Raw genomic sequence first — 25256 nt, 5'->3', positions numbered from 1 at the left:
ACAATAATAGCGTTATGAATGAATTGAGAATTTTATTACAGGACAATCTAAATATAGAATTTATATCTGCGACGCTTAGTAATCCACGGCAGAAGGAGGGAACGGTACGGGTGAAGATTCGCCCGATGTTGAAAAAGGATAAGCTGTTTTTCCAACTGGAATCTTTTCGGAATCATCAGGCATTCCATCAGAATGTCGGGCCGGAAGAGGCAATAGAGCTTATTATGGAATATATGGAAAACATGAAGCAGATGCAGATGGAAACGAAACAAGCTTCTTTCTCGGTACTGATCAGCAAAAAAGGGAAGGTAACCATAAAAAGCCGTAAGAATCAGTGCGAAAGAAAAGAGATTGATATGAGCCATAATCGGAAGAAGAGGTATGTGCTGGAAGAAGGTGTTCCGGTTCCGTTTCTTAAGGATCTTGGTGTCATGACGGAGGAAGGAAAAGTAGTACAGTCGAAGTTTGACAAATTTCGACAGATCAATCGTTTCCTGGAGTTTATTGAGGATATTCTTCCGCAGCTTGATAAAGGGAGAGAGCTGACGATTCTGGACTTTGGCTGCGGAAAGTCATATCTTACATTTGCCATGTATTATTATCTGCATGAATTGAAGAAGTATGATATCAGGATCATAGGGCTGGATCTGAAAACGGATGTGATCCGTCACTGCAATGAACTGAGTCAGAAGTACGGATATGAAAAGCTGAAGTTTCTGGAGGGCAATATTGCAGATTATACCGGCGTTGATTCGGTAGATATGGTTGTTACTCTGCATGCATGTGATACGGCGACGGATTATGCACTTGCAAAAGCTGTCGGCTGGAATGCAAAGGTCATCTTATCTGTGCCTTGTTGCCAGCATGAATTGAACAGGCAGATGGAAAATGAAGTACTTGCGCCGATATTCAGGTATGGTCTGCTAAAGGAGCGTATGGCGGCATTGGTAACAGACGGACTTCGGGCTCAGTATCTGGAGCGAGAGGGGGATGACACACAGATTCTGGAGTTTATTGACATGGAACATACACCGAAGAATATACTGATACGGGCAGTCAGAACCGGAAAAAAGGGGGAAAATGAGGCAGCAATCCGCAGATGTGAGGAGTGCCTGCATGTGTCACCGACGCTTGGGCGTCTGTTAGATCACAAAGAGGGAGAATAGATGGAGATAAAAAGACATATAAAAAACGCAGGGATCCTGGTGGTTGTATTTGTGGTTGCAGTGATTGTCTTCAGTTATTTCACCAATCGGGGAAATGATAATATGACGGCAGACATGGGAGCGGCGACATTTCCGCAGATCACCTTTTCATGCGGGGAATATACGGTTAATACACTGTCCGGTTATGCAGAGGAGATGGAGATCACGTCGGTGCGTGATGTTATAACACCCGTGACAAAGGGGCGCCTGGAGGCCAATATTCTTGCATATGACAATAAGATTAACAGCATTCGTTACAGAGTATATACGCTGGATGGAGCGGAAGAACTGAAAAATGATAAGATCACAAAACCGGAGAAGAGTGTGATTCTGAGCCTGGAAGAGGAAGGTCTTCTGGAAGAGGAGCGGATTCTGGAGATTAAGCTGAATATAGTGGATTCTCAGCCTGTTTATTTTTATACAAGAATCGTGGACGGTACCGGAAAAAATCTTTCTGAATGTCTGAATTATATAAGTGATTTTCATGAAAATGCACTTGATAAGGCAGAAGGGACAGGAATCGGTACAGCAATTGAGCCAAACGAGGATGCCGACAATGCGACACTTCAGCATGTAACGATTTATTCAGATTATGATCATGTGACATGGGGAGACTTAGAGCCTCAGGTAGAAGGCGGAGAAAGATGGAGTATCAAGGAACTGAATGGTTCTTATGCGGCTGTGCAGCTGGAATATCGTGTGCGCGGAAAAGGCGAGGAAAATGAAACGGATCTTTATCAGGTAAAGGAATTTTTCAAAGTGCGTTATGCGCAGGATGCGCAAAAGACATATCTTCTGGGTTACGACCGCACAATGGATCAGATCTTTGATGCGACAAAAACTGTAGTCAGTGAAAAAGGGCTTCTTCTTGGAATTGCCTCCAGAGACATCCCGTATCTGGTAAATAAAGACGGAACGATCGTGTCTTTTGTGGAAGCAGATGAACTTTGGAATTACAACAAAGAATCGGATGAGTTGTCGCTGGTGTTCGGATTTGCCGATGCGGAAAATACGGATGCGAGAAGTATGGTCTCTGATCATGAGATCCGTCTGCTGAAAGTGGATGAAGAAGGAAATACTGCATTTGTTGTATCCGGATATATGAATCGTGGTGAACATGAAGGAGAAGTCGGAGTTGCCGTATACTATTATGATATTGCAAAAAACTCGGTAGAAGAGAAGGCATTTATATCCAGCAGGGAATCATATGCAAGTGTAATCCGGGAGCTTGGAAGAAGTACCTATTATGATGAAGAAAGAAATGTTCTTTATTTCGTATCTGAAGGGACTCTGTATCAGTATGATGTCAAAATGGAAGAGACAGAGATACTGGCAGAAGGACTGACGGAGAAACAGTATGTGATATCAGATGACGGAAAAGTAATCGCCTACCAGGCAGATGGAGATCTGGAAAATGCGTCTGAAGTAATTGTACTGAATTTTGATACCGGAAAACAGCGTTCTGTGACCTGTGAAAAAGGCGAAACAATTCGTCCGCTGGGATTTGTAAGGACTGATTTTGTCTATGGAATTGCCAGAACTGACGATGCGGGCACGACGATCAGCGGGGAGACAACGATTCCGATGTATAAGATTGAGATTCAGAGTCAGAAGGGAGAAGTCATAAAAGAGTATCAGTCTGACGGAATCTATATTCTGGATGCCCTGTTTGGAGAAGATATGATCACGCTTGAACGTGCATCCAAAGACGGATCGATGTATGTAAAAACCGCACCGGACTATATTACGAACAACGAAGAGAAAACCAAGAGTAATATAGTGCTTGAGACATACTCTACAGACTTGAAACAGCGTCAGATCAGGCTTACTTACAATGAGGGAATCTCAGACAAAGAACCCAAGGTACTCAAGCCCAAACAGATTCTGTTCGAACAGCCAAAGCGAGTTGTACTTGAGCAAACGAAGAATACGGAAAAATATTATGTATATGGAAATGGGGAACTGCAGGGAATCTATACAACTGCAGGAGAGGCAATAAGAGCTGCAGACAGTTTCAGTGGAGTGGTCGTTGCGTCCGATCAGTCTTATATATGGGAACGCAGCAATCGGGATATCCAATACTCCATAGAAGGAAAAACGGAGATTGTTGAGGCGATACAAAATCGTCTGAAAGCAAACGAAGCATCTGCAGATATTATGAAAGATATCAATGGCGGAACATTTCTTGATCTGACCGGATGTACGACAGAGGAACTGCTGTATATCATTAATCAGGACAGACCGATCATTGCCATGCTTGATAACAGACAGGCCGTGATTCTGGTCGGATACAGTGATACAACCGTATCTTATATTGACGTGGAAAGCGGAGAAAGAAGAAGTGCATCTTATGAGCAGATGGATCAGATGACTCAGGGAAGCGGAAATACGTTTATTGGATAAAAAATGGCTGCCTTTATGGCAGCCATTTTTATCGTCAATATCTGAAAAGAATTTAAATTTAAAATGCATTTTCTCCGTTTGCTGGTTTAAATACAATGTTTCTGTATTTTTTCAGTGCATAATAAAGGATCATACCAAGTACACCACAGGATAGAACTTCACCAACACCGACCGTCAGCATCATGAATGGAATCGGCAGTGCAACTCCGTAACCGTAGCGAAGTACGAACGGAACGATGATTGTATTGGCAAGCATCGGCGGCAGCGGTGCAAGAAACTGGTTCTTGTCGCGGAGCTGATAAGTGAAAAATGCTCCGATTAAAGTTGCAATGCTTCCGAAGATGATATCCGGAAGAATTGCACCACCTAAGATATTGCCAATCAGACATCCTACAAACAGTCCTGGAATAGCGGCCGGAGTAAATACCGGAAGAATAGTGAGTGCTTCAGAGATACGAACCTGAATCTCTCCAAAAGAAAATGGTGCAAATACGTAGGTAAGCACCACGTAGATAGCAGCGATCATGGCTGCCTGGGTCATGAAAGTAATGTTTTTGTTTTTCATATTTGTCTCCTTTAGTTTTGTTTTACGAGTGGAAGGTCTCGAACACTCGGCACATTTTACGGCGGTGACCGCCGGAAAGCCCTGTAGACCTTATTTTTATGGGCTTTGCAACGATATGGAGTATACCATAGACGGAGTGGAAATGCAAGCTGTCCTCACAATTTACCCACAATGAAAATTGAAAGATAGATTTGATGGCTTTTGGAATGTTCATTCTGGCATTGCTGACATTCGTTTTTACGTTTATCAGATAATGTTTTATAATATAGAAAAACCACCCCGAACTTTGACCGAGCCCGAGGTGGCGATTCTATAAATTTCCAATTTACTTTTGAGGTCAACCACTTTTTTCCCTATACTGGCAAACCCCGCTGCATAATCAATTCTCAGTTATTTCTTCGTCTGTAAACGATCATACCCGTCAGGACAGTTCCGCTTAATAATATCAAAGCAATCCATACTTCCATCATAAAATTACTGCCTGTCTCCGGAGCTTTTTTAACAGCAGACTGGTTAGATATATTAATTTGCATATCCTTACCTGATGTCTGACTGTCACCTTTATTTTCCGGCTCAATAACCTTTTCCGTCCATTTTGCCTGTAATGTAATATCACTGGTAATAAGAGTGTTAAAATCAAACGGGTTTTCTCCCAGATACCATCCTGCAAAAACATATCCTTCTTTCGTAGGATCTGCCGGCCTATCTATGGAAGAATTATAAGGTATCATTATCTGCTCAACTGCAGTTCCTCCATCAGAATCAAAAGAAACGGTAAAATATCCCAGCAGTTCTTTAAAAGTCTGGCTGAGAAACGGTTCCATATCCGGAACTTCTGCAACCTTGGTGTAAAGATATTGCAAAGCCTCTGCTCTTGCCGCCTGTACATTTTTGGATTGCAAATTGGTAATATTTACACCCAATTGCTTAAGGATATCCATAAAATAATCTTTCTGATCCGGAGTCTTCGCTAATGCTTCAATTATTTTACCGCATGGCGTTGTCATAGCCGCCTGCACCATTTCGGAATCCGGATTGTTAATATCCGGGCTAAACTGCTCTTCCAGATTCATCAATGTATTCCTTCCATCCGAATTCATTGAAATAGCTTCGATCAATGCTCCCAAACTCTTAACGGCTGCCGCCTGCACACGTTCGGAAGGAGTTACCGGTTTCTCGCCAAGATAACTTTCAAACAATTCGCACAACTGTGATCCCATTTCCGGCTGTTTCCCTACACACAGGTAAAGATCAGCCAATGCTTCTGCTCGTGCCACCTGTACCATTTCGGAATCCGGATTGTTCATATCCGGGCTAAGTTGCTCTTCCAAATCCAACAACTTGTTCCTGGCCTCCGGATTCATTGAAATCGCTTCCATCAATGCTCCCAGACTCTTTACTGCTGCTGCCTGCACGCGTTCGGAAGGATTTACCGGTTTAGCGCCAAGAAAACCTTCAAACAACTCACACAACCAAGGTCCCATTTCCGGCTGTTTCGCTACACCCAGGTAAAGAAAAGCCAATGCTTCTGCTCGTGCCACCTGTACCATTTCAGAATCCGGATTGTTAATATCCGGGCTAAGCTGCTCTTCCAACTTCAACAACGTATCCTTTGCTTCCGGATTCATTGAAATCGCTTCCATCAATGCTCCCAGGCTCTTTACTGCCGCTGCCTGCACATGTTCGGAAGGATTTGCCGGTTTAGCGCCAAGAAAACCTTCAAACAACTCATACAACGCCGATCCCGTTTCCGGCTGTCTCGCTACACACAGGTAAAGATAAGACAATGCTTCTGCTCTTGCCTCCTGAATCATTTCGGAATCCGGATTGTTAATATCCGGGCTAAGCTGTTCTTCCAACTCCAACAACTTATTCTTTGCCTCCGGATTCATTGAAATCGCTTCCATCAATGCTCCCAGACTCTTTACTGCGGCTGCCTGCACACGTTCGGAAGGATTTGCCGGTTTACCGCCAAGATAACCTTCAAACAACTCACACAACTGAGATCCCATTTCCGGCTGTTTCGCTACACTCAGGTAAAGATCAGACAGTGCTTCTGCTCTTGCCTCCTGTACCTGCTCGCTTTCCGGATTTTGAATTGGAGGACATAAATTTTCTTTTACAGATAAAAGAGTATCTTTACTCCCCGGATGAACAGCTATATTGTAGATTAATTTTCCATAGCTTCTGGCCACGGCAGCATCCACATCATTCTGTCCCACCTCTGCATCTATTGCGGATGTCTGCAATTCCTCTGTTGCGGCTGCTTTCATTGACAAAATTCCTGATGCCAGACATATCCCGCACAAAACCGCCAAAACTCTCTTTCCTTTTTTCAACACACCTTTTTCTCCTTTCATTTCCGTTCTTTATTTCTGTAATTCATAAGTCATACCAAATGTTTTATAATCAGTCCATATTATAGCAATATTTCATGGTATATACCAATTAAAAATACTCCAGATTTTCGCTCATAATAATATCAAGTTTTGAATAATATTTTTCTTTTTTTATCGTCTTACCATAGCAGATATTTTCAAAAAGAAGTCTGCATGCCAGATATGTCTGGGCTTCCAGGTTCTGGAAAACAACAGCATCTATCGTATTATCGGCAATATAGCTGCGAATCTCCGGAAAAAGGTCAATTCCGACCAGTTTCAGATCTTCACGATGTCTGGCGCGAAGAACCTGAGATACCAGTTCCAGTTGATATGTCAGATCAAATATGCCCGACAGACCGGGTGTCTCCAATATCTTCAGAAGTGTTTCCTGAATCTGTTCTTTACCGGACAGATCACTGGCAACAGGAAGTACCTCAATATTGGAAAATGTCCGGATCTTATCAAGAAATCCCTGATACCTTGTTTTGATCGTCATAATGTTGGACGAAGATTCTTTTGCCATAAGAATCTGGAGCTTTCCACCGACCGGCATCATCTTCCCCATCACTTCACCGGCGAGCTTACCGCCTTTATATTCATCAATTCCGATAAATGCATCGCAGGGAGAATCCGGAATGTCTTTGCTGAGAAGGATCACGGTACAGTCGTTCTCTGCCAACCAGTCCAGTTCTGACTGAATCATGGTGCAGTCAGCGGAAGCAATGATAAAATGGCGGATGCCCCTGTCATAGGCTTCATGAATATCTTTATTCTGCTGCGCCGGATGATGAACCGGAGAAGTATAGTGCTGAATGGTTAATCCATGATCTCCATAGTCGCGCATAACCTGCTGGATTCCCCGCTCAACAGAAGAAGAAAAATAGGTTGCGTCCGGTGATTCAAAATCAATGAGTGCAATCCGGTATTTTTTATTCATCGCAAGATTCCTTGCGTTATTATTCGGCACATAGTTATATTTTTCAAGCGCGGTCAATACTTTTTCTCTTGTTTTTTCAGAGACCACTCCCTTATTATTGATGACTTTATATATGGTTGTACGGGATACGTTGATCTCCGCCGAAATCTCTTCTAATGTCAGTCTCGAGTAGTTTTTGGGCATAATAGATTCACACCTTTTCAGATATTTATAGTTCATTTTAGCAAATAAAAGAATTTCTGACCAGTCGTTTCGGATGATTTGCGGATGAATTCTTGAATGTGGTAATAATTGCTGAAAAACACATGCGAAAATTATGCATTTTAATGAATTAACACGTGTTAAAAAGTAATAATAATATTAATATTGACAAAAAATGGAAATGCTGTTATTTTCTATTTAACACGTGTTAAATGATGCGGAGGGAAGGGGGAAATGAAGTGTTATATGAAAAGAACGGAAAATTGTACCGGCGGTTTGACAAGGAATTGTTGTGCATTGAACCTTATGGAAAAAATGGACTTCGAATAAGGGCAACTCATAATCATGATTTTTTTGATCAGGATCTGTCTGCGCTCATTGATCCGCAGGAGAAAGCCGAAGATGACCGCATCACAATTGACGGGAAAACAGCAGCCATAGAAAACGGCAAGATAAGATGCGAGGTATTGTGCACAGGGAAAATGAAGTTTTATAATCAGGAAGGACAACTTCTTCTTGAAGAATATGATAAAAACAGATTTCGTGAAAGTGCTCCCGGTGAACCGGACAGTGCGCTGGAAATTGCGCCACGTACTTTTGTTCCATATCCTGGAACCAGTAACTTTAAACTGTCCGTAAAATTTGAAGCAAAAGAGGATGAACGGTTTTACGGAATGGGAGAATATACGCATCCTTATCTGGATCTGAAAGGCTGTTCTCTGGAACTGGCACAGCGTAATTCTCAGATTTCTGTTCCGTTTACACTTTCCAGCAGGGGATATGGCCTGTTGTGGAACAATCCTGCAATTGGAAAAGCGATCTTCGGACGTAATCTGACGGAATGGATCGCCGATTCGACTAAGCAGATGGACTACTGGATCACTGCGGGAGATACACCGGCAGAAATTATGGAAGCTTATACGAATGTGACCGGAAGAGCTCCGATGATGCCGGATTATGCGACCGGTTTCTGGCAGTGTAAGCTTCGATACCGGACACAGGAAGAATTATTGAATGTTGCCAGAGAATATAAGCGCAGAGGGCTTCCGATCTCGGTGATTGTAATTGACTTTTTCCATTGGACCGCACAGGGGGATTTCCGGTTTGATCCTGAATTCTGGCCGGATCCGGATGGGATGGTCCGGGAGTTGAAGGAAATGGGAATCGAACTTATGGTGTCGGTATGGCCAACTGTCGAGGAGGCAAGTGAAAACTATAAATACATGGAAGAAATGGGATATCTGATCCGGACGGAAGCAGGTTCCAGATTCAATATTAAGAATAAGGATACTTATATGGATGCTACCAATCCGGACGCAAGAGCATTCGTCTGGCAGAAGCTGAAAGCACACTATTACGATAAGGGTATTCACCTGTTCTGGCTGGATGAGTGTGAACCGGAGGTTACCAGATATGAGTATGAAAATTATCGTTTCTTCAAAGGTGCAGATAAGGAGGTCGGCAATCTCTATCCAAAAGATTTTGCCAGAATGGTCTATGAAGGACGTAAAGCAGAAGGAGAAGAAGAGATCTTAAGCCTGACGCGCTGCGCATGGGCAGGCTCCCAGAGATATGGATCTCTGGTATGGACAGGAGATGTCGCTTCTGATTTCCAGTCACTTCGCAACCAGGTTGCGGCCGGCATGAATATGGGCCTTTCCGGAATTCCCTGGTGGACGACTGATATTGGCGGTTTTCATGGAGGAAATGCGGACTCACCTGAATTCAGAGAATGCCTGGTGCGCTGGTTTGAATTTGGAACATTCTGTCCGGTATTCCGGTTGCATGGATTTCGAAGTCCGGTCGTGACAGATCCGGCAGACCTTGTATTTACGGGAAAAAATGCAAAGGAATGGAGATATACAAGCGGTTCTGCGAACGAAGTGTGGTCATTTGGAGATGAGGTATATGAGATCTGTAAAAAGTATATGTATCTTCGTGAAAAAATGCGGCCATATATAAAAGAACAGATGTGTATCGCACACGAAAAGGGATATCCTGTTATGCGTCCGCTGTTCTTTGATTATCCGGATGACAATAAAGCATGGGATATCGAAGATCAGTATATGTTCGGCCCGGATATTATGGTAGCACCGGTCTTATATAGTGGAGAAAGAGAGCGGAAGGTATATCTCCCAAAAGGAGAGTGGATACAGATTCACAGTAAAGAAAAAATTACCGGAGGACAAACCATAACATGTACTGCAGCAATTGATGAAATACCGGTATTTGTAAAACAAGAGAAGGAGGGAATCTTTAATGGGTAACTTTGGTGTAATTAACTGGATCGTCTTAGTGGTATATTTTGGAGCAATGCTGTTTCTTGGAACAAGAGTCGGAAAATCCAATACAAATACAGAATCTTATTTCCTTGGAAGCAGAAAGATTCCGTGGTGGGCGATTGGTCTTTCCGTAATGGCGACACAGTGTTCGGCTGTTTCCTTTATCGGAATGCCGGGATGGGGATATACAAGTGGCCTTCAGCGACTGACTTATACATTCCAGTTCCCACTGGTTATGGTAATCTTAATGACAACTTTTGTACCGTTTTTCTATAATACAAAGGTTGTCAGTATCTATGAGTATCTGGAAAAACGTTTTGGATCAAAGTCCAGGACTTTGATGGCAGCCATTTTCCTCCTCTCCAGAGGACTTCAGACAGCTGTTGTTATGTTTGGACCGGCACTCGCGTTATCCATGATCCTGGGAATAGATACGAAAATAGCAATTCTGATCATGGGAATCTTTGCAATTGCATATACCATTACAGGTGGAATTTCTGCTGTTATCTGGACGGATGTTGTGCAGATGTTCGTGATCTGGCTGGGCGTTATTCTTGCCATTCTGATCCCGATCTTTACAACAGACGGCGGACTTGGCACAATCCTGGCCAATGCAGCTTCTAATAATATGGTGCGGGGACTGGATTTCAGTCTGGGGCTGGATAATCCATACAGCTTCTGGGGAGGCCTTCTTGGTTCCGGATTCCTGTATCTGACATATCTCGGAACCGATCAGAGTCAGGTACAGCGTGTACTGACTGCAAAGTCCATTCGAGAGACAAAGCTTTCTCTTTCACTGGCAGGTTTTATCGTTCCGATTCAGACACTTGCCTTCCTGTTCGCGGGTATCTGCCTCTTTACAACATTTGGCGGAAAGACATTTGAAAATTCTGACTATGTAATGCTTACTTTTATTACACAGTATCTTCCGGTAGGAATTGCAGGACTGGTCACTGCAGGTGTTTTTGCCGCAGGTATGTCCAGTGTTGACTCTGCTTTGAATTCACTTGCGACCGTAACGATTAATGATTTCTATAAAAAATGGAAACCGGAAGCAACAGATGAACAATGTCTGAAAGTATCACGCTATATGACGTTGTTCTGGGGTGTTTTTGCAACAATATTTGCCCTGTTCCTCGGAGGCCTCGGAACTGTACTTGACATCATAAATGTGATTGGACCAATGTTCTATCCATGTATGCTCAGTGCATTTACACTCGCTGTATTCTGTAAAAAAGGAAATGAAAAGGGTTGTATTGCAGCGATCATTACTGGCCTTATTGTAGACCTTTATATGTTCCTCTGTACAGATATTGGATCTTTGTGGTGGAATTTCTTTGGTTTCCTGGTAGCGTTTGCAGTGGGTTATATTGTAAGTATTCTTACAAATCGCAGGGAAGCACAGAAAGAAGTTGTCGGAGAATTTGCATTTGAGACAGCAACCGGAGATCAGCTGACGATCAGCAATGTGATGCAGCTTGCCGTTGCAGGAAAGATTAAAGAAAAAGATGCTGATGGTTACTATGTTGTTCCTGGAAAACTGGACAAGATCGGATATGCATTGATTGCGTTCTTTGTAATTCAGTGTATTATCCTTGCATTAATCTAATCAAAATCGAGGTGAAGATCGGATGAAAATAGAATGTCTGCAGCGTGAAAATGGACGTGAGAATCGGGAGATTCTGGCTGACTTTCTTCGAACGATGATTGCGGTAACAAAATATGGAAGAACAACGATCTATGATGGAGAACTGTACTACATTCCTTACACAGCAGTCTCTTATTATGTGCGGGAAACTGCAGAAAGATATGATTTTATTGCCAGTGAAATCAGTGAAGATGTTTCTGTATATAAGAGGGACGAACAGAACTGTCTGGAACTTAGGACGCTTGATGTAGATGAGGATTATGTTCTGCAGGGAACCCGGAGTAGTGGAGCGCTTCTGGAAGAAGTGGAAAAAAAGATTCAGTTAAATAAAAAGATGAGAAAAATGTTTCAGAAATATCATTTTGAACTGACGGAACAAAAGACAATCTATCTGCCGGAGCAGACATTTTATGGCCGTGGAAAAAAAGACACACTATTTTTGGTGGATGGTTTTCTACAAAAAGTGGACTTTAAGAATTTACCATCGGTAGAAAAAAGATTTGCGGAAAATTTTATGAAGACACAGTCACTTCTGTCTTGACATATCACAGAGCAGCAAAGAACTCACACAAATTACAATGTGTGAGTTCTTTGTTGTCTGCCTGACGGTCAGAATTACTGCGACAAAAGACAAAACGGTCAGATTGCAAAATTGACTTTTTATAATTGCTATACTAAAATTATATATATGTTAAGCAGAGAAGCTTTCGGCAGATTCAGAAGCCGGCAAAGGATGGAAGGGGTAGTTTGAAATGTCAGATGTCGTATTGAAAAACGAAAATTTAAAGATTGAAGTGAATCTTCACGGTGCAGAGCTTAAGTCTTTATATAACATGGATACGGATACCGAATATTTATGGTGCGCTGATCCTGCGTACTGGAACCGGACATCACCGGTACTGTTCCCATTTGTAGGAGGAGTGAAAAATGGTGTGTACCGGCATAATGGCGAGGAATACAGGATTGGACAGCATGGATTCGCAAGAGACAGAGAATTTGTGCTGGTAAGCCGGACAGAGGATACAGTGTGGTTTTCATTGGAGGATGATGAGAGCAGCAGAATGATCTATCCGTTTGCGTTTCGCCTGGAGATTGGCTATCGGCTTCTGGAAGACGGAGTGAAGGTTATGTGGAGAGTGAAGAACCCGGCAGAAACGGATCTGTATTTTTCAATCGGAGCACATCCTGCCTTTAACTGCCCGTTGTGTAAGGGCGAGAAGCAGACGGATTATGCGATTCGGCTTCAGGACGGAGATGGCAATGATGTGAATGCCTTTGTAAATACAATCTTCGGACAGGGAGGTACAGTCACCACGGAGCATGAAACGGTTGAATTAAATCATGGATTGCTGCCGATTACAGAGCATACGTTTGACAATGATGCAAAAGTGATTGAGAACGCGCAGGTACAGAGAGTGGCATTGATAGATGCGAGTGGGGAAGAGATTCTTGCAGTAGAGTTTGATGCGCCATTGGTAGGAATCTGGTCACCTCCGAAGAAAAATGCTCCGTTTGTCTGTATTGAGCCGTGGTACGGACGCTGTGACAGCGAAGTGTTTGCAGGTGAACTGAAAGACCGGGAATGGGAGCAGGTATTAAAGCCGGGGGAAGAATTTGCCGCAGAGTATAAGATCAGAGTGTAAGAAGGGATAATGTGAGGGTGAAGAGCAGTGGCTGGAATTAAAGATGTTGCCAAGAGAGCAGGTGTCGGTGTAGGAACAGTATCCAGAATGTTGAACGACAGCGGATATGTTGCAGAAGAGACCAGAGAAAAGATTGAAGTTGCGATGCGGGAGCTTAATTATACTCCGAATGAACTGGCAAGAAATCTTTATCATAAACGGTCAGGGATCATTGCTGTGCTGGTGCCAAATGTGTCGAATCCGTTTTTTACAGAATTTGTGGATTATGCGGAAGCGGAATTGTATGAAGCGGGATATAAGATGATGATCTGTAATACCGTAAAAGAAAGGAATGCAGAACTGGAATACCTGGATATGCTGAATCGTCATATTGTAGATGGTGTGATTACGGGTGTTCATTCACTTGACGTTGAAGAGTACAAAAAGATTCATAAACCAATCGTTGCGCTGGATCGATATCTTGGAGAGCATATCCCGGTAGTTGCAGTGAATCACAAAGAAGGCGGACGTCTGGCAGCAGAAACGTTAATTCGTAATGGCTGTAAAAAAGTGCTTCATTTTATGGGATCAAGAGCTGTTGAGTCGCCGTATCATGAAAGACATTATGAGTTTGAACGTATTATGAAAGCGAATCATATCAAAACTTATACATATGAACTGGAATGGAACCGCTTTGATTCAGAATATCACAGAGAGGCCGTACGGGACGTATTCTCGAAAGGAATAGAGTTTGACGGGGTTTTTGGGGCAGATGGACTTGCGATCGAGTGCATGAATGAGTCGATTCGGAGACATCTTAAAGTGCCGCGAGATGTAAAATTTGTTGCCTATGACGGGACCTTTATTACGGAATTAGTCGAACCGCAGATGACTTCTATTGTACAGCCGATAGAGGGTCTTGCAAAGGAGTCCGTGCGCTTGCTGCGCAATCTGATAGGAGGTAAAGAGTATAATAATAAAGAAGTGGTGCTTGGTGTGCTGCTTAGAAAGGGGAACACCACGATTGTATAATGAAATATGCATAAAAATCAACGGATGAAATTGTTGAAAACAAACAAAAAACGCCTCTTGATAAAAAGTGTATTGACATATATGCCAAAAAAGATATAATGAAATCATAGAGAAGATGATTCTCTTATGTTTTATAGCAAATGTGGAACGGGTTCCACCACTGCTATAAAACAGGAATCATTGGTAAAACAATTATTTTTTTACTCAATATGGAACCCGTTCCATGTTGAGGCATAGGTGGGAGAATATGATGGACCGGAGCTCGGAATCCTGTAAGTATGTACAGGAGTAGTCTGAGAATGGGTCATTATATAAAAGTAACCTATAAGTCTAAGTCAAAAAAAGGAGGAAAAGGTATGAAAAGAAGACTTATAAGCCTGTTGCTTGTAGCGGCAATGGTAGGAACTATGTTGGTTGGATGCGGAAGCTCTAAAGAGGAAGAGAGTTCCGGAGAGGAATCCAAAGGGGACAGCATTACGGTTTTAGTTGAGAGTGGTTCTCCGGCAGAAGCATTAGCTAATGAGACGGCAGCAGCATTTGAAGAAGAGACGGGATGTAAAGTTGTTGTTGATGCAGTTGCTTATACGGGTATGTATGACAAGCTTTCAACAGAGATTAAGGCAGGGGAAGCTACACACGATGTGGGATGTCTGGATGTTGTATGGCTGGCAGCATTTAAAGATGCTATTGAGCCGGTTAATGATGCAGATACAAGTGATTTCCTTCCTACACTTCAGGAGAGCGGAACTCTTGATGGCAACCTGTTAGGATATCCAATGTGGGTAAATGCAAAAGTTCTTATTTACAGAAAAGATCTGATTCCGGAAGATAAGGTTCCGACAACATGGGAAGAATATCAGGCACTTGCAGAAGAACTTAAAACAGATGATATGTACGGAACAACCGTATTTGGAAGTGGTTCCGATGCAGTTTGCTCATTCCTTGATTTTGCCTGCCAGGCAGGAGCAGAAGGCCTTGTGTTTGATAAAGATGGAAAAGTAAATATTACAGATCAGGCATACGTAGATGCTCTGAACTTCATGGTTGAAAATGCAAATGCAGATTATACACCGGCAGATTCTCTGTCAACAGCAGCAACTGAATCTCAGGAATTATTCACAAATGGAAAAGTTGCTATGCAGCTGAACTGGAGCCATCAGTATCCGGCAGCAGTTGAAGCATTAGGCGCAGATAAAGTTGGCTGTGCTCCGATGATTGGCGGAAGTGCAGGAGTTGGTGCGACAACAGGTCCATGGTATGAGTGCGTTATGAAGAATTCTGCTAACAAAGAGATGGCTAAAAAATACGTTGAGTATATGTATGAGCATAATGGGGATTATATGGGTCTTACATTAAAGATTGCAGGAAGAACATCTGTATATGAAGAAGCAGGAAAAGAAGCAGGAAATGAACATACAACAGCAGTTCTTGAGACATTAGGAGCTGCACAGTCTCAGGCAAGACCAATGGTAACTACATGGTCTCAGATTGAGGAAGTTCTTGTGGGAGTTGTAGAATCCTGTCTTGGCGGAGCTGATATTGAGTCTACACTGGAATCAGCAGCAGCAGAGATTGAAGCAATCGGTCAATAACTGACAATGAAGTAGATAATAGAGGGCGTTTCCGAGGTGTCAGGTGTGCCGAGGGATCGCCCTCTATATTAAAAAGGTGGTTAACCAAGATGAGATTAATTTCAAGAAAAACATTATTACTATTCTTTTTACCCGGTGCGATATTTATGGGTGCGTTTCTGATATATCCCATAATCACGATGGTAATTGACAGCTTTTTTGAAATAGGAATAACCGGAGAAAAAACGTTTATAGGCTTAGATAATTACATACGGGCATTTACCGCTGGAGGATTCCTGAAACAGCTGAAAAACACGGTGGTATATATTGTTGTTGCCGTAGGTTTAGAAACGGTAATCGGACTGCTTTTTGCTTTGTTTTTTGAATTGAATTATCGTGGAAGCAAAATTATCCGCTCGCTAATGATGGCTCCGCTTATGATTGCACCGCTGGTTGCTGGTCTTACATGGAAATTGATGATGAGCTCCAGCTTTGGTATTGTAAATGAACTTCTTACAAGAGTCGGAATTTTGGCAAGCAGCAGTGATATTCTGTGGCTTGCCGATACAAAATGGTCGTTGCTTGCATGCTGTATTGCAGATATATGGTTGACAACGCCATTTATGATGTTGATGACACTTGCCGGACTTCAGGGGCTGGATTCCAGCATGCTGGAAGCTGCAAAAATCGATGGTGCGAATATGTTCCAGCAGATTATGATGATTAAACTTCCGAATATTAAACCGGTATTGCTGACTGCACTGTCTGTAAGAATTATTGATGCGGCAAGGACATTTGATATTATCTGGGCTATGACAGAAGGCGGACCAAACAGTTCATCAGAAACCATTAGTATTATTATCTATAAGACACTGGCAAGATATAATCAGGTTGGATATGCAAGTGCCATGGCTGTGATCTTCATTGCTGTATTAGTTATATTTACTTTGGTATTTATGCAGAGTTTATGGAATCCAAAGAAAAAACTGAACTAGCAGGTAAATGAAGTGTAAGGAGGATAAGAAAGTGAAGAGAAAAATTAGCATAGGAAAAAATATAGGAATTGCTTTGTCTGTGATCCTTACGGTATTCTGGCTGTTCCCATATATTTATGTAGTGTGCTGTTCTTTTAAGCCTGGCTCAGAAGTAATTGCTGTCCCTCCGAAGTTCTTTCCGAAAGTTTTTTCGGTGGAAAATTTTCTGGGACTGTTTGAACGAATGGATGCAGCACAGTATCTGGTTAATAGTTTGACGGCGGCCATTTTAAGTACGATTATTGCTCTTATATTAGGATCCCTTGCAGCATATGCGATTCAACGATCCGGAGCAAAATTGTCGGTCTTTCTTGTAGTGCTTGTACTGTGTCTGAAAATGATACCAACATCAAGTATTGTAGTTCCAATCTATGAACTGATATGTGATCTGGGACTGTATGATACAAGGATAGCATTGGTTATTGTATATGCGGCTATTAATATGCCTTTTGTCATGTGGACGATGTTAAGTTTCTATGAAGGAATACCGACAACTCTGGATGAGGCGGCATATGTTGATGGAGCCAGCAGCCTTCAGACATTCAGAAAAGTCATATTACCAATTTGTACGCCGGGACTGGCAACTGCATTTATATTTACACTGTTTCTTGCATGGAATGACTTCCTTGTTGCTCTGCTTCTTACAAGTACGGAAGCAAAGACGTTTACAGTCGGCCTTGCGGGATTCCTGTCTGCATATAATCTGGATCTTGGACCAATGTGCGCCGGAGCATTTGTATTCAGCTTCCCGGTAATGATTATATCTCTTGCAGCGCAAAAATATATTGTAAGTGGTATGACAGCGGGAGCAGTAAAAGGATAGAAAGGTAACAGAGAAAGGAGTCTTATGTCTAAAGAATTAATGCTGAAAAATATTGAAAAGGCTCAACATGAAATTGATGCAAAAAAAGATATCGTAAAAAACGGCAAAATGCGTCAGCATTATCATTTTATGGCGCAGACCGGATGGCTGAATGACCCTAATGGATTGATTTACTTCAGGGGAAAATATCACTTCTTTTTCCAGTACAATCCATATAGTGGCTTTTGGGACAGTATGCATTGGGGACATGCAGTCAGTGATGACATGGTGCACTGGGAGTATCTCCCACTGGCACTTGCACCTAGTGAAACATATGATGATCACCAGAAAGGTGGTTGCTTTTCGGGAAGCGCCATTGAACATGACGGAAAATTGTTTCTGATGTATACGGGAGTCACGAATGAAGGAAATGGTTTTGAGCCGACGCAGTGCATCGCTTACAGTGATGATGGGATTCATTTTGAAAAATATTCAGGGAATCCGGTAGTGAAGGCGCCGGAGGGGGTAACTCCGGAATTGTTCAGAGACCCCAAGATATGGAAACATGAGGATACTTTTTATATGGTGTGTGGTGCCAGTTGTAATAATAACGGGCAGGCATTGTTGTATCGGTCTAAGGATATGTTTCACTGGTCATTTTTCAATGTACTGGCAGAAAGTCGTGGAGAATGGGGCTTTATGTGGGAGTGCCCGGACTTTTTTCAACTGGGTGACAAGTATGTTCTGACATTTTCACCCATGAAATCAGGAGAGCATACTTCCGTATATCTGGTCGGAGACTTTGACTATAAAACAGGGAGATTCGACTACAGTATCTGCAATGAGATTGACTGGGGATTTGACTATTATGCACCACAGTCATTTCTTGCACCGGACGGAAGAAGAATTTTGGTCAGCTGGTCTAATGAATGGGAATGGATGCCGTTATGGAAAGACTGGGGACCGACATACAAAGAAGGTTGGTGTGGATTCTTCAACGTTCCGCGTGAAGTACGCATGATGGAAGATGGAACATTACAATTTTTACCAATCAATGAATTACAAATGATCCGAGAAAATCCAAGGCATGAAGATGTACTTGTTGTGACAGAAGAGGAAACAGAACTGACGGCAGGAGACGGAATTTCTTTTGAGATGAAATTTAAAATAGATCTCAATGAAACAGATGCAGATCAACTGGAAGTAAGTATGCGCTGTGGAGAAGGAAAAAGAACCGTGTGCCTGTTTGATTTCCAGAAAGCAGAAATGCGGGTGGACAGAGATGAAGCTGATGCATGGAGCAGGGGAATCTCAAGAAGTGTAATGAATTTGAAAGGGAAAAAAGAATTGGATGTTCATATATTTTCTGATCAGAGTTCGCTTGAGATCTTTACTGACCAGTACCGAAAGAATCAGTCCAACAATATATTTGCTTCGGATGGACAGAATCAGCTGAAGATTCGTACATACGGAGGAAAAGCAGTGATTAAAGCGTACGAGTCTTACGGAATGAAGGATTGTTTCAGATAGAAATTGAACGTATAATCAAGACATATCAGTGAAGACTTGCAGGAGGAGTTGTGAATGGCGAGTAAAAATTATTATGACGTAACGGAATGGAAAGTTGGAAACCCATATGAAGATATCGGGGAAGTAATTAATAGTATCATTGCAGACATTAAAAGCAGGCAGACGGAAAAGGACAGAAATGAGGAAGGAAAGCCGGGTGCGGTAATCTATATTCCGTCAGGCGATTATCATCTTCGCACGCAGGTGATCATAGATATCAGCTATTTGAAAATAATGGGATCCGGGCATGGGTTTACTTCTTCCAGTATTCGATTTAATACTTCGGAGAGTGACTTGTCACGTTGGCATGAAGTATGGCCGGGAGGCAGTCGGGTGCTTGTGGAACTCAAGCCGGAGGATGGCGATGATGGAGGTTCCGGAGCAGCGTTTTATGTAAAACGGAGCGGAGATCCCCGTATCAGTTCTGTAGAATTTGAAAATTTCTGTATTGACGGTCTTCATTTTGTTGATGATGGTTCTGGGAATCATGACCCGGAAAATACATATATGAATGGAAAAACGGGCATTTATATTGCAAGTGCGCAGGATTCATTCAGAATTACGGGAATGGGAATTATCTATCTGGAGCATGGAGTTGTGAGCTACAATGCAGATGCTATGTCCATTCATGACAATTTTATTGCAGAGTGTGGCAATTGTATTGAGCTTCGCGGATCAGGACAGGCATCCAAGATTACGGATAATCTGATTGGTGCGGGGTACAATGGATATTCCATTTATGCGCAGAACTTCGGGGGATTATTGATTACGTCAAACAATGTATTCCCGCGCGGTACAAGCAGTGTTCATTTTGATGGTGTGGTGCGTTCATCCGTTACCGGTAACAGATTTCATTCCTTTTATCCGGGAATGCTGGTGATGACAGGAAATTGCTCGGAAAATCTTGTTTCATCCAATCATTTCCTGCGCGATCATGAGCCATGGCCGCCGATGCAGGGATATGATAATGGGCTGGATGACCGGTATGGACTCATCCGTATCAGCGGAAATTATAATTCTGTGATAGCCAATCATATATCCGAAACAATTGATACGCAGTATATTAAGCCGACAGGAACGGTTCCGGTAATTATACATGTTGTTGCAGGAAAGGGCAACTATATTGCTAACAATCATATTGTTACGACTACAGAATCAAAGGAAACGGATTATTCTGTGGAAACGCAGACGGCAATGCTTCAGGATGAAGATGCATGTTTCTCGGCACAGGTAGGTGCACTCCTTACGATTGACAGGTTAAAAGCGCTTGATGCGGTGGCTGTGCTTGTGGAAAAAGAAGCAATGCAGAATGTAGTCCTGGACTGCGGAAGTGAAAGCCAGGTGGTGATGGACAGGACTGTGAATGTGTTCAGAGCTATTCCAGAGATTGGACTGTAAAGAAATATAGAATAGAATTAACGATACATGAACAGGACAGCCATGCGCTGTCCTGTTTGTGTTGTCCTGACTGTGGCAGCAGGTGTCTTGCTGTTGATATATGCAGATTCATATGACTAGGAAAAGGGATCATTGTTCTGCCCTTTAAAATATTTTGTAAATGTGTTATAATTACTGCAAAGTGCCTATATACATGAGGAATAAATAAAAGGAGTAAAATGGTATGGATTTGATAACGATTCGAGAATTATATAAGAATAAGGAGAAGTACATTAATCAGAAGCTTACGATCGGAGGATGGGTTCGAAGCATCAGAGATTCCAAGACATTTGGATTTATTGTAGTAAATGATGGAACATTTTTTGAGCCACTCCAGGTGGTATACCATGACAAAATGGTCAATTTTGCAGAGATATCCAAGCTGAATGTAGGTGCAGCGATCATCGTGACAGGAACACTGGTTGCAACACCTCAGGCAAAGCAGCCTTTTGAGATACAGGCAGATACCGTAGAAGTGGAAGGCGCATCCGCTCCGGACTATCCGCTTCAGAAGAAGCGTCACAGCTTTGAATTCCTGCGTACGATCTCACATCTGAGACCGAGGACCAATACGTTCCAGGCAGTATTCCGTGTGCGTTCACTGACTGCCTATGCGATTCATAAGTTCTTCCAGGAGAGAGGATTTGTCTATGTGCATACTCCGCTGATCACAGGAAGTGACTGTGAGGGTGCGGGTGAGATGTTCAGAGTGACAACACTGGATATGGAGAATGTTCCAAAGAATGAGGACGGAAGTGTGGATTACTCACAGGATTTCTTTGGAAAAGAGACAAGCCTTACGGTAAGTGGACAGCTGAATGGGGAGACCTATGCACAGGCATTCCGCAATATCTATACATTTGGCCCGACATTCCGTGCAGAGAACTCCAACACAACACGTCACGCAGCGGAATTCTGGATGATCGAGCCTGAGATGGCATTTGCTGATCTGGATGATGATATGATCCTTGCAGAGTCCATGCTGAAATATGTGATTAATTATGTGCTGGAAAATGCGCCGGAAGAGATGAATTTCTTTAACTCATTTGTAGATAAGGGACTTCTGGAAAGACTCCATAATGTAGCATCTTCTGATTTTGCAAGAATCACCTATACAGAAGCAGTGGAACTTCTGGAAAAGCATAATGATAAATTTGAATATAAGGTATCCTGGGGAACCGACCTTCAGACAGAGCATGAACGTTATCTGACAGAAGAGGTATTTAAGCGTCCGGTATTCGTAACAGACTATCCGAAGGAAATTAAAGCATTCTATATGAAATTAAATGATGATGGCAAGACAGTCGCAGCTGTGGATTGCCTTGTGCCGGGAATCGGTGAGATCATCGGCGGAAGCCAGAGAGAAGATGATTACGAGAAACTTCTGACCAGAATGAACGAACTTGGATTAAAAGAAGAAGATTACAAATTCTATCTGGATCTTCGTAAGTATGGTTCTACCAGACATTCCGGATTTGGACTTGGATTTGAAAGATGCGTTATGTATCTGACTGGAATGGGCAATATCCGCGATGTGGTACCTTTCCCAAGAACTGTGGGAAACTGCGAATTATAAATGTGGATAATGTGGATAACTTTATGAGCAAAAGGGGACAGGGCATTTTTAATTTGGGACGGAGGATTTTTAAAAATCCTCCGTCCCCATACAGGAGGGTAGTATGAATATTTTAGTAGTTGATGATGAAAAGGAAATTGCTGATGTAGTGGAACTTTACCTTCAGAATGACCAGTATAAGGTATTCAAATTTTATACCGGGCAGGATGCGCTGGACTGTATCAACAGTATGAAGATTGATCTTGCGATTCTGGATATTATGCTGCCGGATATTGACGGGTTTCAGATTCTGAAGCAGATTCGTCAGAAATATACGTTTCCGGTTATTATGCTGACGGCCAAGACAGAGTATATGGATAAGATTACCGGTCTTACACTGGGGGCCGATGACTATATTCCGAAACCGTTCAATCCACTGGAGCTGGTTGCACGCGTGAAGGCACAGCTTCGCCGGTATACGCAGTATAATGACGGCGGAAAAGAGGAAGGAGATATTATTGATTTTGGCGGACTGTTTCTGAACCGTACTTCTCATGAGTGCGTATACAATGAGATGCAGCTTACACTTACGCCGATTGAGTTTGATATCCTCTGGCTGCTCTGCGAGAACCGGGGAAAAGTGATCAGTTCGGAAGAACTGTTCGAAAAAGTATGGCATGAGAAATACTATAAAAACAGTAACAATACAGTCATGGTGCACATCCGTCATCTGCGGGAAAAGATGAGTGCGCCGACCGGAAAGTCTGATTTTATCAAGACAGTATGGGGAGTAGGTTATAAGGTTGAAGAATAACTATCGAAAGTTAAAATTCAGTATCCTGCTGCAGACGGTTCTTGTAACGGCACTTACCGTTCTGGTAGGAGGTTTTCTGCTGAATTATGTAATTGACGGAGTATATAATGACAGCTTTGCGAAGACCTTTGTGGGTCTTCTGGAAGCATTTAATGTACAGGAAGAAACGGCAAAGCAATTGTACTGGAAGCTGATAGGTGACAATAAGATCTTCTTCATGATTGTCGGCTATCTGGTACTTTTTGCTCTTTTTTTCTATATAGCACTTTCGAAGATGACCAGTTATCTGGACCAGATCGATCATGGAATTGAAAACATTATTTCGGATTCCACAGAACCAATCCATCTGATTACGGAGCTGAAGCCGATTGAAATCCGTCTGAATGAAATTAAAGCAACTTTAAAACGTCAGGAACTTGAGGCGGAAGAGAGTGAGAAGAAGAAAAATGATCTGGTGATATTTCTGGCACATGATCTGAAGACACCGCTGACTTCTATCGTTGCGTATCTCAGTATGCTGGACAGTCATCAGGAGATGCCGGAAGAGGAACGGGAAAAATATACGCATATTGCGCTTGAAAAATCACTTCGCCTGGGCGAACTGATCAATGAGTTCTTCGATATTACAAGATATAATCTGCAAAATATAGAAATTGAACCGCTGGAGATCAATCTAACCATGATGCTGGAACAGATTGCAGACGAATTGTATGGTGTACTCCAGGAAAAATGTCTGACATGTGAAGTGGATGTAGAAGAGGATCTGGTGGTATATGGAGATCCGGACAAGCTTGCCCGGGTGTTCGATAATATATTGAAAAATGCGATTGCGTATTGTTATGAAAATACAGTGATCCGAATAGAAGCATGTAAGAAAAACAGGGATGTTGAGATTGTATTTATTAATCAGGGCGATAAGATTCCGGGGGCAATGCTGCAGACGATATTTGAAAAATTCTACCGGGTAGATAATTCCCGTTCCAGCGGAACGGGAGGAGCGGGCCTGGGACTTGCGATCGCCAAACAGATCGTGGAACTGCACGGAGGCCTGATTCGGGCAAAAAGTGACGATCAAAAGACACAGTTTATCGTGACGCTTCCGGGGAAAGCTGAGGACAAGAAGGAAGAAGGGGCAACACATGAGGTTCATACACATCGCAGACTTACATTTAGGAGTAAGCCCGGACGCAGGAAGCGCATACAGTAAGAAAAGACCGGGTGAGATATGGGATACGTTCCGGAAAATAATCGGGATATGTAAAGAAGAGAAAACAGAGCTTTTACTGATTGCGGGTGACCTTTTTCACCGGCAGCCGCTGCTTCGCGAACTGAAGGAGATGAATTCTATTCTGGCATCAGCCTCTGACACGGAAGTGGTCATGATTGCAGGAAATCATGATTATATAAAAAAGAATTCCTATTACCAGACGTTCAGCTGGGCGGGAAATGTACATATGATTCTGAGCGAGGATATTTCCTGTGTGGAACTTCCAAAGCTTCATACAGCAGTCTATGGCAGCAGTTTTCATGCAAGAGAGGTTGAGGAAGCAAGATATGCTGACGCAGTGCCTGAAAAAAGACAAAAGTATGAGATCCTGCTGGCTCATGGCGGAGATGAAAAGCACATTCCGTTTCAGAGCCGGGAACTGAAACGGCTGGGATATGATTATGTGGCGCTTGGTCATATTCATAAAGCGCAGATACTTGAAGAGAATCGTGTCGCCTATGCCGGCTCGCTGGAACCGACAGACATCAATGATACGGGGGTACATGGATATATTGCCGGCGAGATTACAGACAAAGGGTGCAGGATCCGATTTGTGCCTGCGGCATCCAGAGAATACATTCACATGGATGTAGAAGTGGACAGGAATATGACGGGACATCTGCTGAAGAATGCAATCAGGAAGCAGATAGAAATGTCTGGTGTTGCTAATATGTATAAGATTATTCTGACAGGACAACGAGATCCGGATATGATATTTGATCTTACAGATATGGATCCTTTCGGAAATATTGTTGGCATTGCAGATCACACAAGACCTGCATATCATTTTGAAAAGTTAATGGAGGAAAATAAAGATAACATTCTTGGACAATTTATTCACAGCCTGCAGGGATATGATCAGGAAAGCGTAGAATATCAGGCACTTTGTGAGGGAGTGCAGGCATTGATTGAGACGAGAAGAGGATAGAGA

At 42.6% G+C, this 25256-nt stretch carries 19 protein-coding genes; 16 read left to right on the top strand and 3 right to left on the bottom strand.

Annotation, left to right across the window (positions count from 1 at the left end; all coding sequences use genetic code 11):
- Window positions 1–14 precede the first annotated feature (14 nt).
- Together ABE547_RS10905 and ABE547_RS10900 are read left to right on the top strand one after the other, a co-directional pair.
- Window positions 15–1166 carry an SAM-dependent methyltransferase gene (locus tag ABE547_RS10905; RefSeq protein WP_347378804.1) on the top strand — a complete coding sequence of 384 codons (1152 nt, stop codon included), beginning with the start codon at window positions 15–17 and terminating at the stop codon, window positions 1164–1166.
- Complete coding sequence (locus ABE547_RS10900; protein ID WP_347378803.1) at window positions 1167–3608, top strand: hypothetical protein; 2442 nt, start codon at window positions 1167–1169, stop codon at window positions 3606–3608. It abuts the gene before it with no gap.
- 58 nt (window positions 3609–3666) lie between these two features.
- On the opposite strand, the gene ABE547_RS10895 is transcribed toward ABE547_RS10900, so the two are convergent.
- From ABE547_RS10895 to ABE547_RS10885, 3 genes are all read right to left on the bottom strand, one after another.
- Window positions 3667–4173: a QueT transporter family protein gene (locus tag ABE547_RS10895; RefSeq protein ID WP_347378802.1), complete on the bottom strand. Its 507-nt coding sequence runs from the start codon at window positions 4171–4173 to the stop codon at window positions 3667–3669.
- Window positions 4174–4559: 386 nt separating this feature from the next.
- Entirely contained in the window at window positions 4560–6515 is a 1956-nt protein-coding gene (locus ABE547_RS10890; RefSeq protein WP_347378801.1) for an InlB B-repeat-containing protein, read from the bottom strand.
- Window positions 6516–6621: 106 nt separating this feature from the next.
- Window positions 6622–7674, bottom strand: a complete 1053-nt coding sequence (locus ABE547_RS10885; protein ID WP_347378800.1) for a substrate-binding domain-containing protein — start codon at window positions 7672–7674, stop codon at window positions 6622–6624.
- Window positions 7675–7931: 257 nt separating this feature from the next.
- On the opposite strand from ABE547_RS10885, the gene ABE547_RS10880 reads away from it, so the two are divergent.
- The 14 genes from ABE547_RS10880 (at window position 7932) to ABE547_RS10815 (ending at window position 25253) form a co-directional block, all read left to right on the top strand.
- On the top strand, window positions 7932–9959 hold the full coding sequence (locus ABE547_RS10880) for a TIM-barrel domain-containing protein (RefSeq protein ID WP_347378799.1): 2028 nt from the start codon (window positions 7932–7934) through the stop codon (window positions 9957–9959).
- On the top strand, window positions 9952–11583 hold the full coding sequence (locus ABE547_RS10875; RefSeq protein ID WP_347378798.1) for a sodium:solute symporter: 1632 nt from the start codon (window positions 9952–9954) through the stop codon (window positions 11581–11583). The genes ABE547_RS10880 and ABE547_RS10875 overlap by 8 nt, the downstream gene beginning before the upstream one ends.
- Before the next feature lie 22 nt (window positions 11584–11605).
- On the top strand, window positions 11606–12163 hold the full coding sequence (locus ABE547_RS10870; protein WP_347378797.1) for a hypothetical protein: 558 nt from the start codon (window positions 11606–11608) through the stop codon (window positions 12161–12163).
- 211 nt (window positions 12164–12374) lie between these two features.
- On the top strand, window positions 12375–13265 hold the full coding sequence (locus ABE547_RS10865; RefSeq protein ID WP_347378796.1) for an aldose 1-epimerase family protein: 891 nt from the start codon (window positions 12375–12377) through the stop codon (window positions 13263–13265).
- A gap of 27 nt (window positions 13266–13292) precedes the next feature.
- Window positions 13293–14276: a LacI family DNA-binding transcriptional regulator gene (locus tag ABE547_RS10860; RefSeq protein WP_235248403.1), complete on the top strand. Its 984-nt coding sequence runs from the start codon at window positions 13293–13295 to the stop codon at window positions 14274–14276.
- A gap of 356 nt (window positions 14277–14632) precedes the next feature.
- Window positions 14633–15868 (top strand): sugar ABC transporter substrate-binding protein, encoded by a 1236-nt coding sequence (locus tag ABE547_RS10855; RefSeq protein WP_347378795.1) that lies wholly within the window; start codon window positions 14633–14635, stop codon window positions 15866–15868.
- Window positions 15869–15957: 89 nt separating this feature from the next.
- Window positions 15958–16842, top strand: a complete 885-nt coding sequence (locus ABE547_RS10850) for a sugar ABC transporter permease (RefSeq protein ID WP_235248406.1) — start codon at window positions 15958–15960, stop codon at window positions 16840–16842.
- A 31-nt stretch (window positions 16843–16873) separates the two neighbouring features.
- Window positions 16874–17704, top strand: a complete 831-nt coding sequence (locus tag ABE547_RS10845; RefSeq protein ID WP_235248408.1) for a carbohydrate ABC transporter permease — start codon at window positions 16874–16876, stop codon at window positions 17702–17704.
- 24 nt (window positions 17705–17728) lie between these two features.
- A complete protein-coding gene (locus ABE547_RS10840) occupies window positions 17729–19213 on the top strand; it encodes a glycoside hydrolase family 32 protein (RefSeq protein ID WP_235248410.1) in 1485 nt (494 codons plus the stop codon).
- Between the two features lie 54 nt (window positions 19214–19267).
- Entirely contained in the window at window positions 19268–20650 is a 1383-nt protein-coding gene (locus ABE547_RS10835) for a NosD domain-containing protein (protein ID WP_347378794.1), read from the top strand.
- 223 nt (window positions 20651–20873) lie between these two features.
- Complete coding sequence (gene asnS, locus ABE547_RS10830) at window positions 20874–22265, top strand: asparagine--tRNA ligase (protein ID WP_347378793.1); 1392 nt, start codon at window positions 20874–20876, stop codon at window positions 22263–22265.
- A 103-nt stretch (window positions 22266–22368) separates the two neighbouring features.
- The gene (vanR, locus tag ABE547_RS10825) at window positions 22369–23058 is read left to right on the top strand and encodes a VanR-ABDEGLN family response regulator transcription factor (RefSeq protein WP_347378792.1); all 690 of its coding nucleotides are present in this window, start codon (window positions 22369–22371) and stop codon (window positions 23056–23058) included.
- Window positions 23048–24265, top strand: coding sequence for a HAMP domain-containing sensor histidine kinase (locus ABE547_RS10820; RefSeq protein WP_347378791.1), 1218 nt, complete (start codon window positions 23048–23050; stop codon window positions 24263–24265). The genes vanR and ABE547_RS10820 overlap by 11 nt, the downstream gene beginning before the upstream one ends.
- Window positions 24198–25253 (top strand): DNA repair exonuclease, encoded by a 1056-nt coding sequence (locus tag ABE547_RS10815; protein WP_347378790.1) that lies wholly within the window; start codon window positions 24198–24200, stop codon window positions 25251–25253. The genes ABE547_RS10820 and ABE547_RS10815 overlap by 68 nt, the downstream gene beginning before the upstream one ends.
- Window positions 25254–25256 lie beyond the last annotated feature (3 nt).

Source organism: Dorea sp. YH-dor226 (assembly GCF_039832105.1).
GTDB lineage: Bacteria > Bacillota > Clostridia > Lachnospirales > Lachnospiraceae > Dorea_A.
The sequence above is the reverse complement of the archived record's forward strand: the minus strand, read 5'-3'. Positions and strand labels throughout refer to the sequence as shown.

Excerpts from the sequence above, each read along its gene's own strand:
- ABE547_RS10905 (WP_347378804.1), top strand. The coding sequence starts at position 15 with ATGAATGAATTGAGAATTTTATTACAGGACAATCTAAATATAGAATTT.
- ABE547_RS10900 (WP_347378803.1), top strand. The coding sequence starts at position 1,167 with ATGGAGATAAAAAGACATATAAAAAACGCAGGGATCCTGGTGGTTGTA.
- ABE547_RS10895 (WP_347378802.1), bottom strand. The coding sequence starts at position 4,173 with ATGAAAAACAAAAACATTACTTTCATGACCCAGGCAGCCATGATCGCT.
- ABE547_RS10885 (WP_347378800.1), bottom strand. The coding sequence starts at position 7,674 with ATGCCCAAAAACTACTCGAGACTGACATTAGAAGAGATTTCGGCGGAG.
- ABE547_RS10875 (WP_347378798.1), top strand. The coding sequence starts at position 9,952 with ATGGGTAACTTTGGTGTAATTAACTGGATCGTCTTAGTGGTATATTTT.
- ABE547_RS10870 (WP_347378797.1), top strand. The coding sequence starts at position 11,606 with ATGAAAATAGAATGTCTGCAGCGTGAAAATGGACGTGAGAATCGGGAG.
- ABE547_RS10865 (WP_347378796.1), top strand. The coding sequence starts at position 12,375 with ATGTCAGATGTCGTATTGAAAAACGAAAATTTAAAGATTGAAGTGAAT.
- ABE547_RS10855 (WP_347378795.1), top strand. The coding sequence starts at position 14,633 with ATGAAAAGAAGACTTATAAGCCTGTTGCTTGTAGCGGCAATGGTAGGA.
- ABE547_RS10850 (WP_235248406.1), top strand. The coding sequence starts at position 15,958 with ATGAGATTAATTTCAAGAAAAACATTATTACTATTCTTTTTACCCGGT.
- ABE547_RS10840 (WP_235248410.1), top strand. The coding sequence starts at position 17,729 with ATGTCTAAAGAATTAATGCTGAAAAATATTGAAAAGGCTCAACATGAA.
- ABE547_RS10835 (WP_347378794.1), top strand. The coding sequence starts at position 19,268 with ATGGCGAGTAAAAATTATTATGACGTAACGGAATGGAAAGTTGGAAAC.
- asnS (WP_347378793.1), top strand. The coding sequence starts at position 20,874 with ATGGATTTGATAACGATTCGAGAATTATATAAGAATAAGGAGAAGTAC.
- vanR (WP_347378792.1), top strand. The coding sequence starts at position 22,369 with ATGAATATTTTAGTAGTTGATGATGAAAAGGAAATTGCTGATGTAGTG.
- ABE547_RS10815 (WP_347378790.1), top strand. The coding sequence starts at position 24,198 with ATGAGGTTCATACACATCGCAGACTTACATTTAGGAGTAAGCCCGGAC.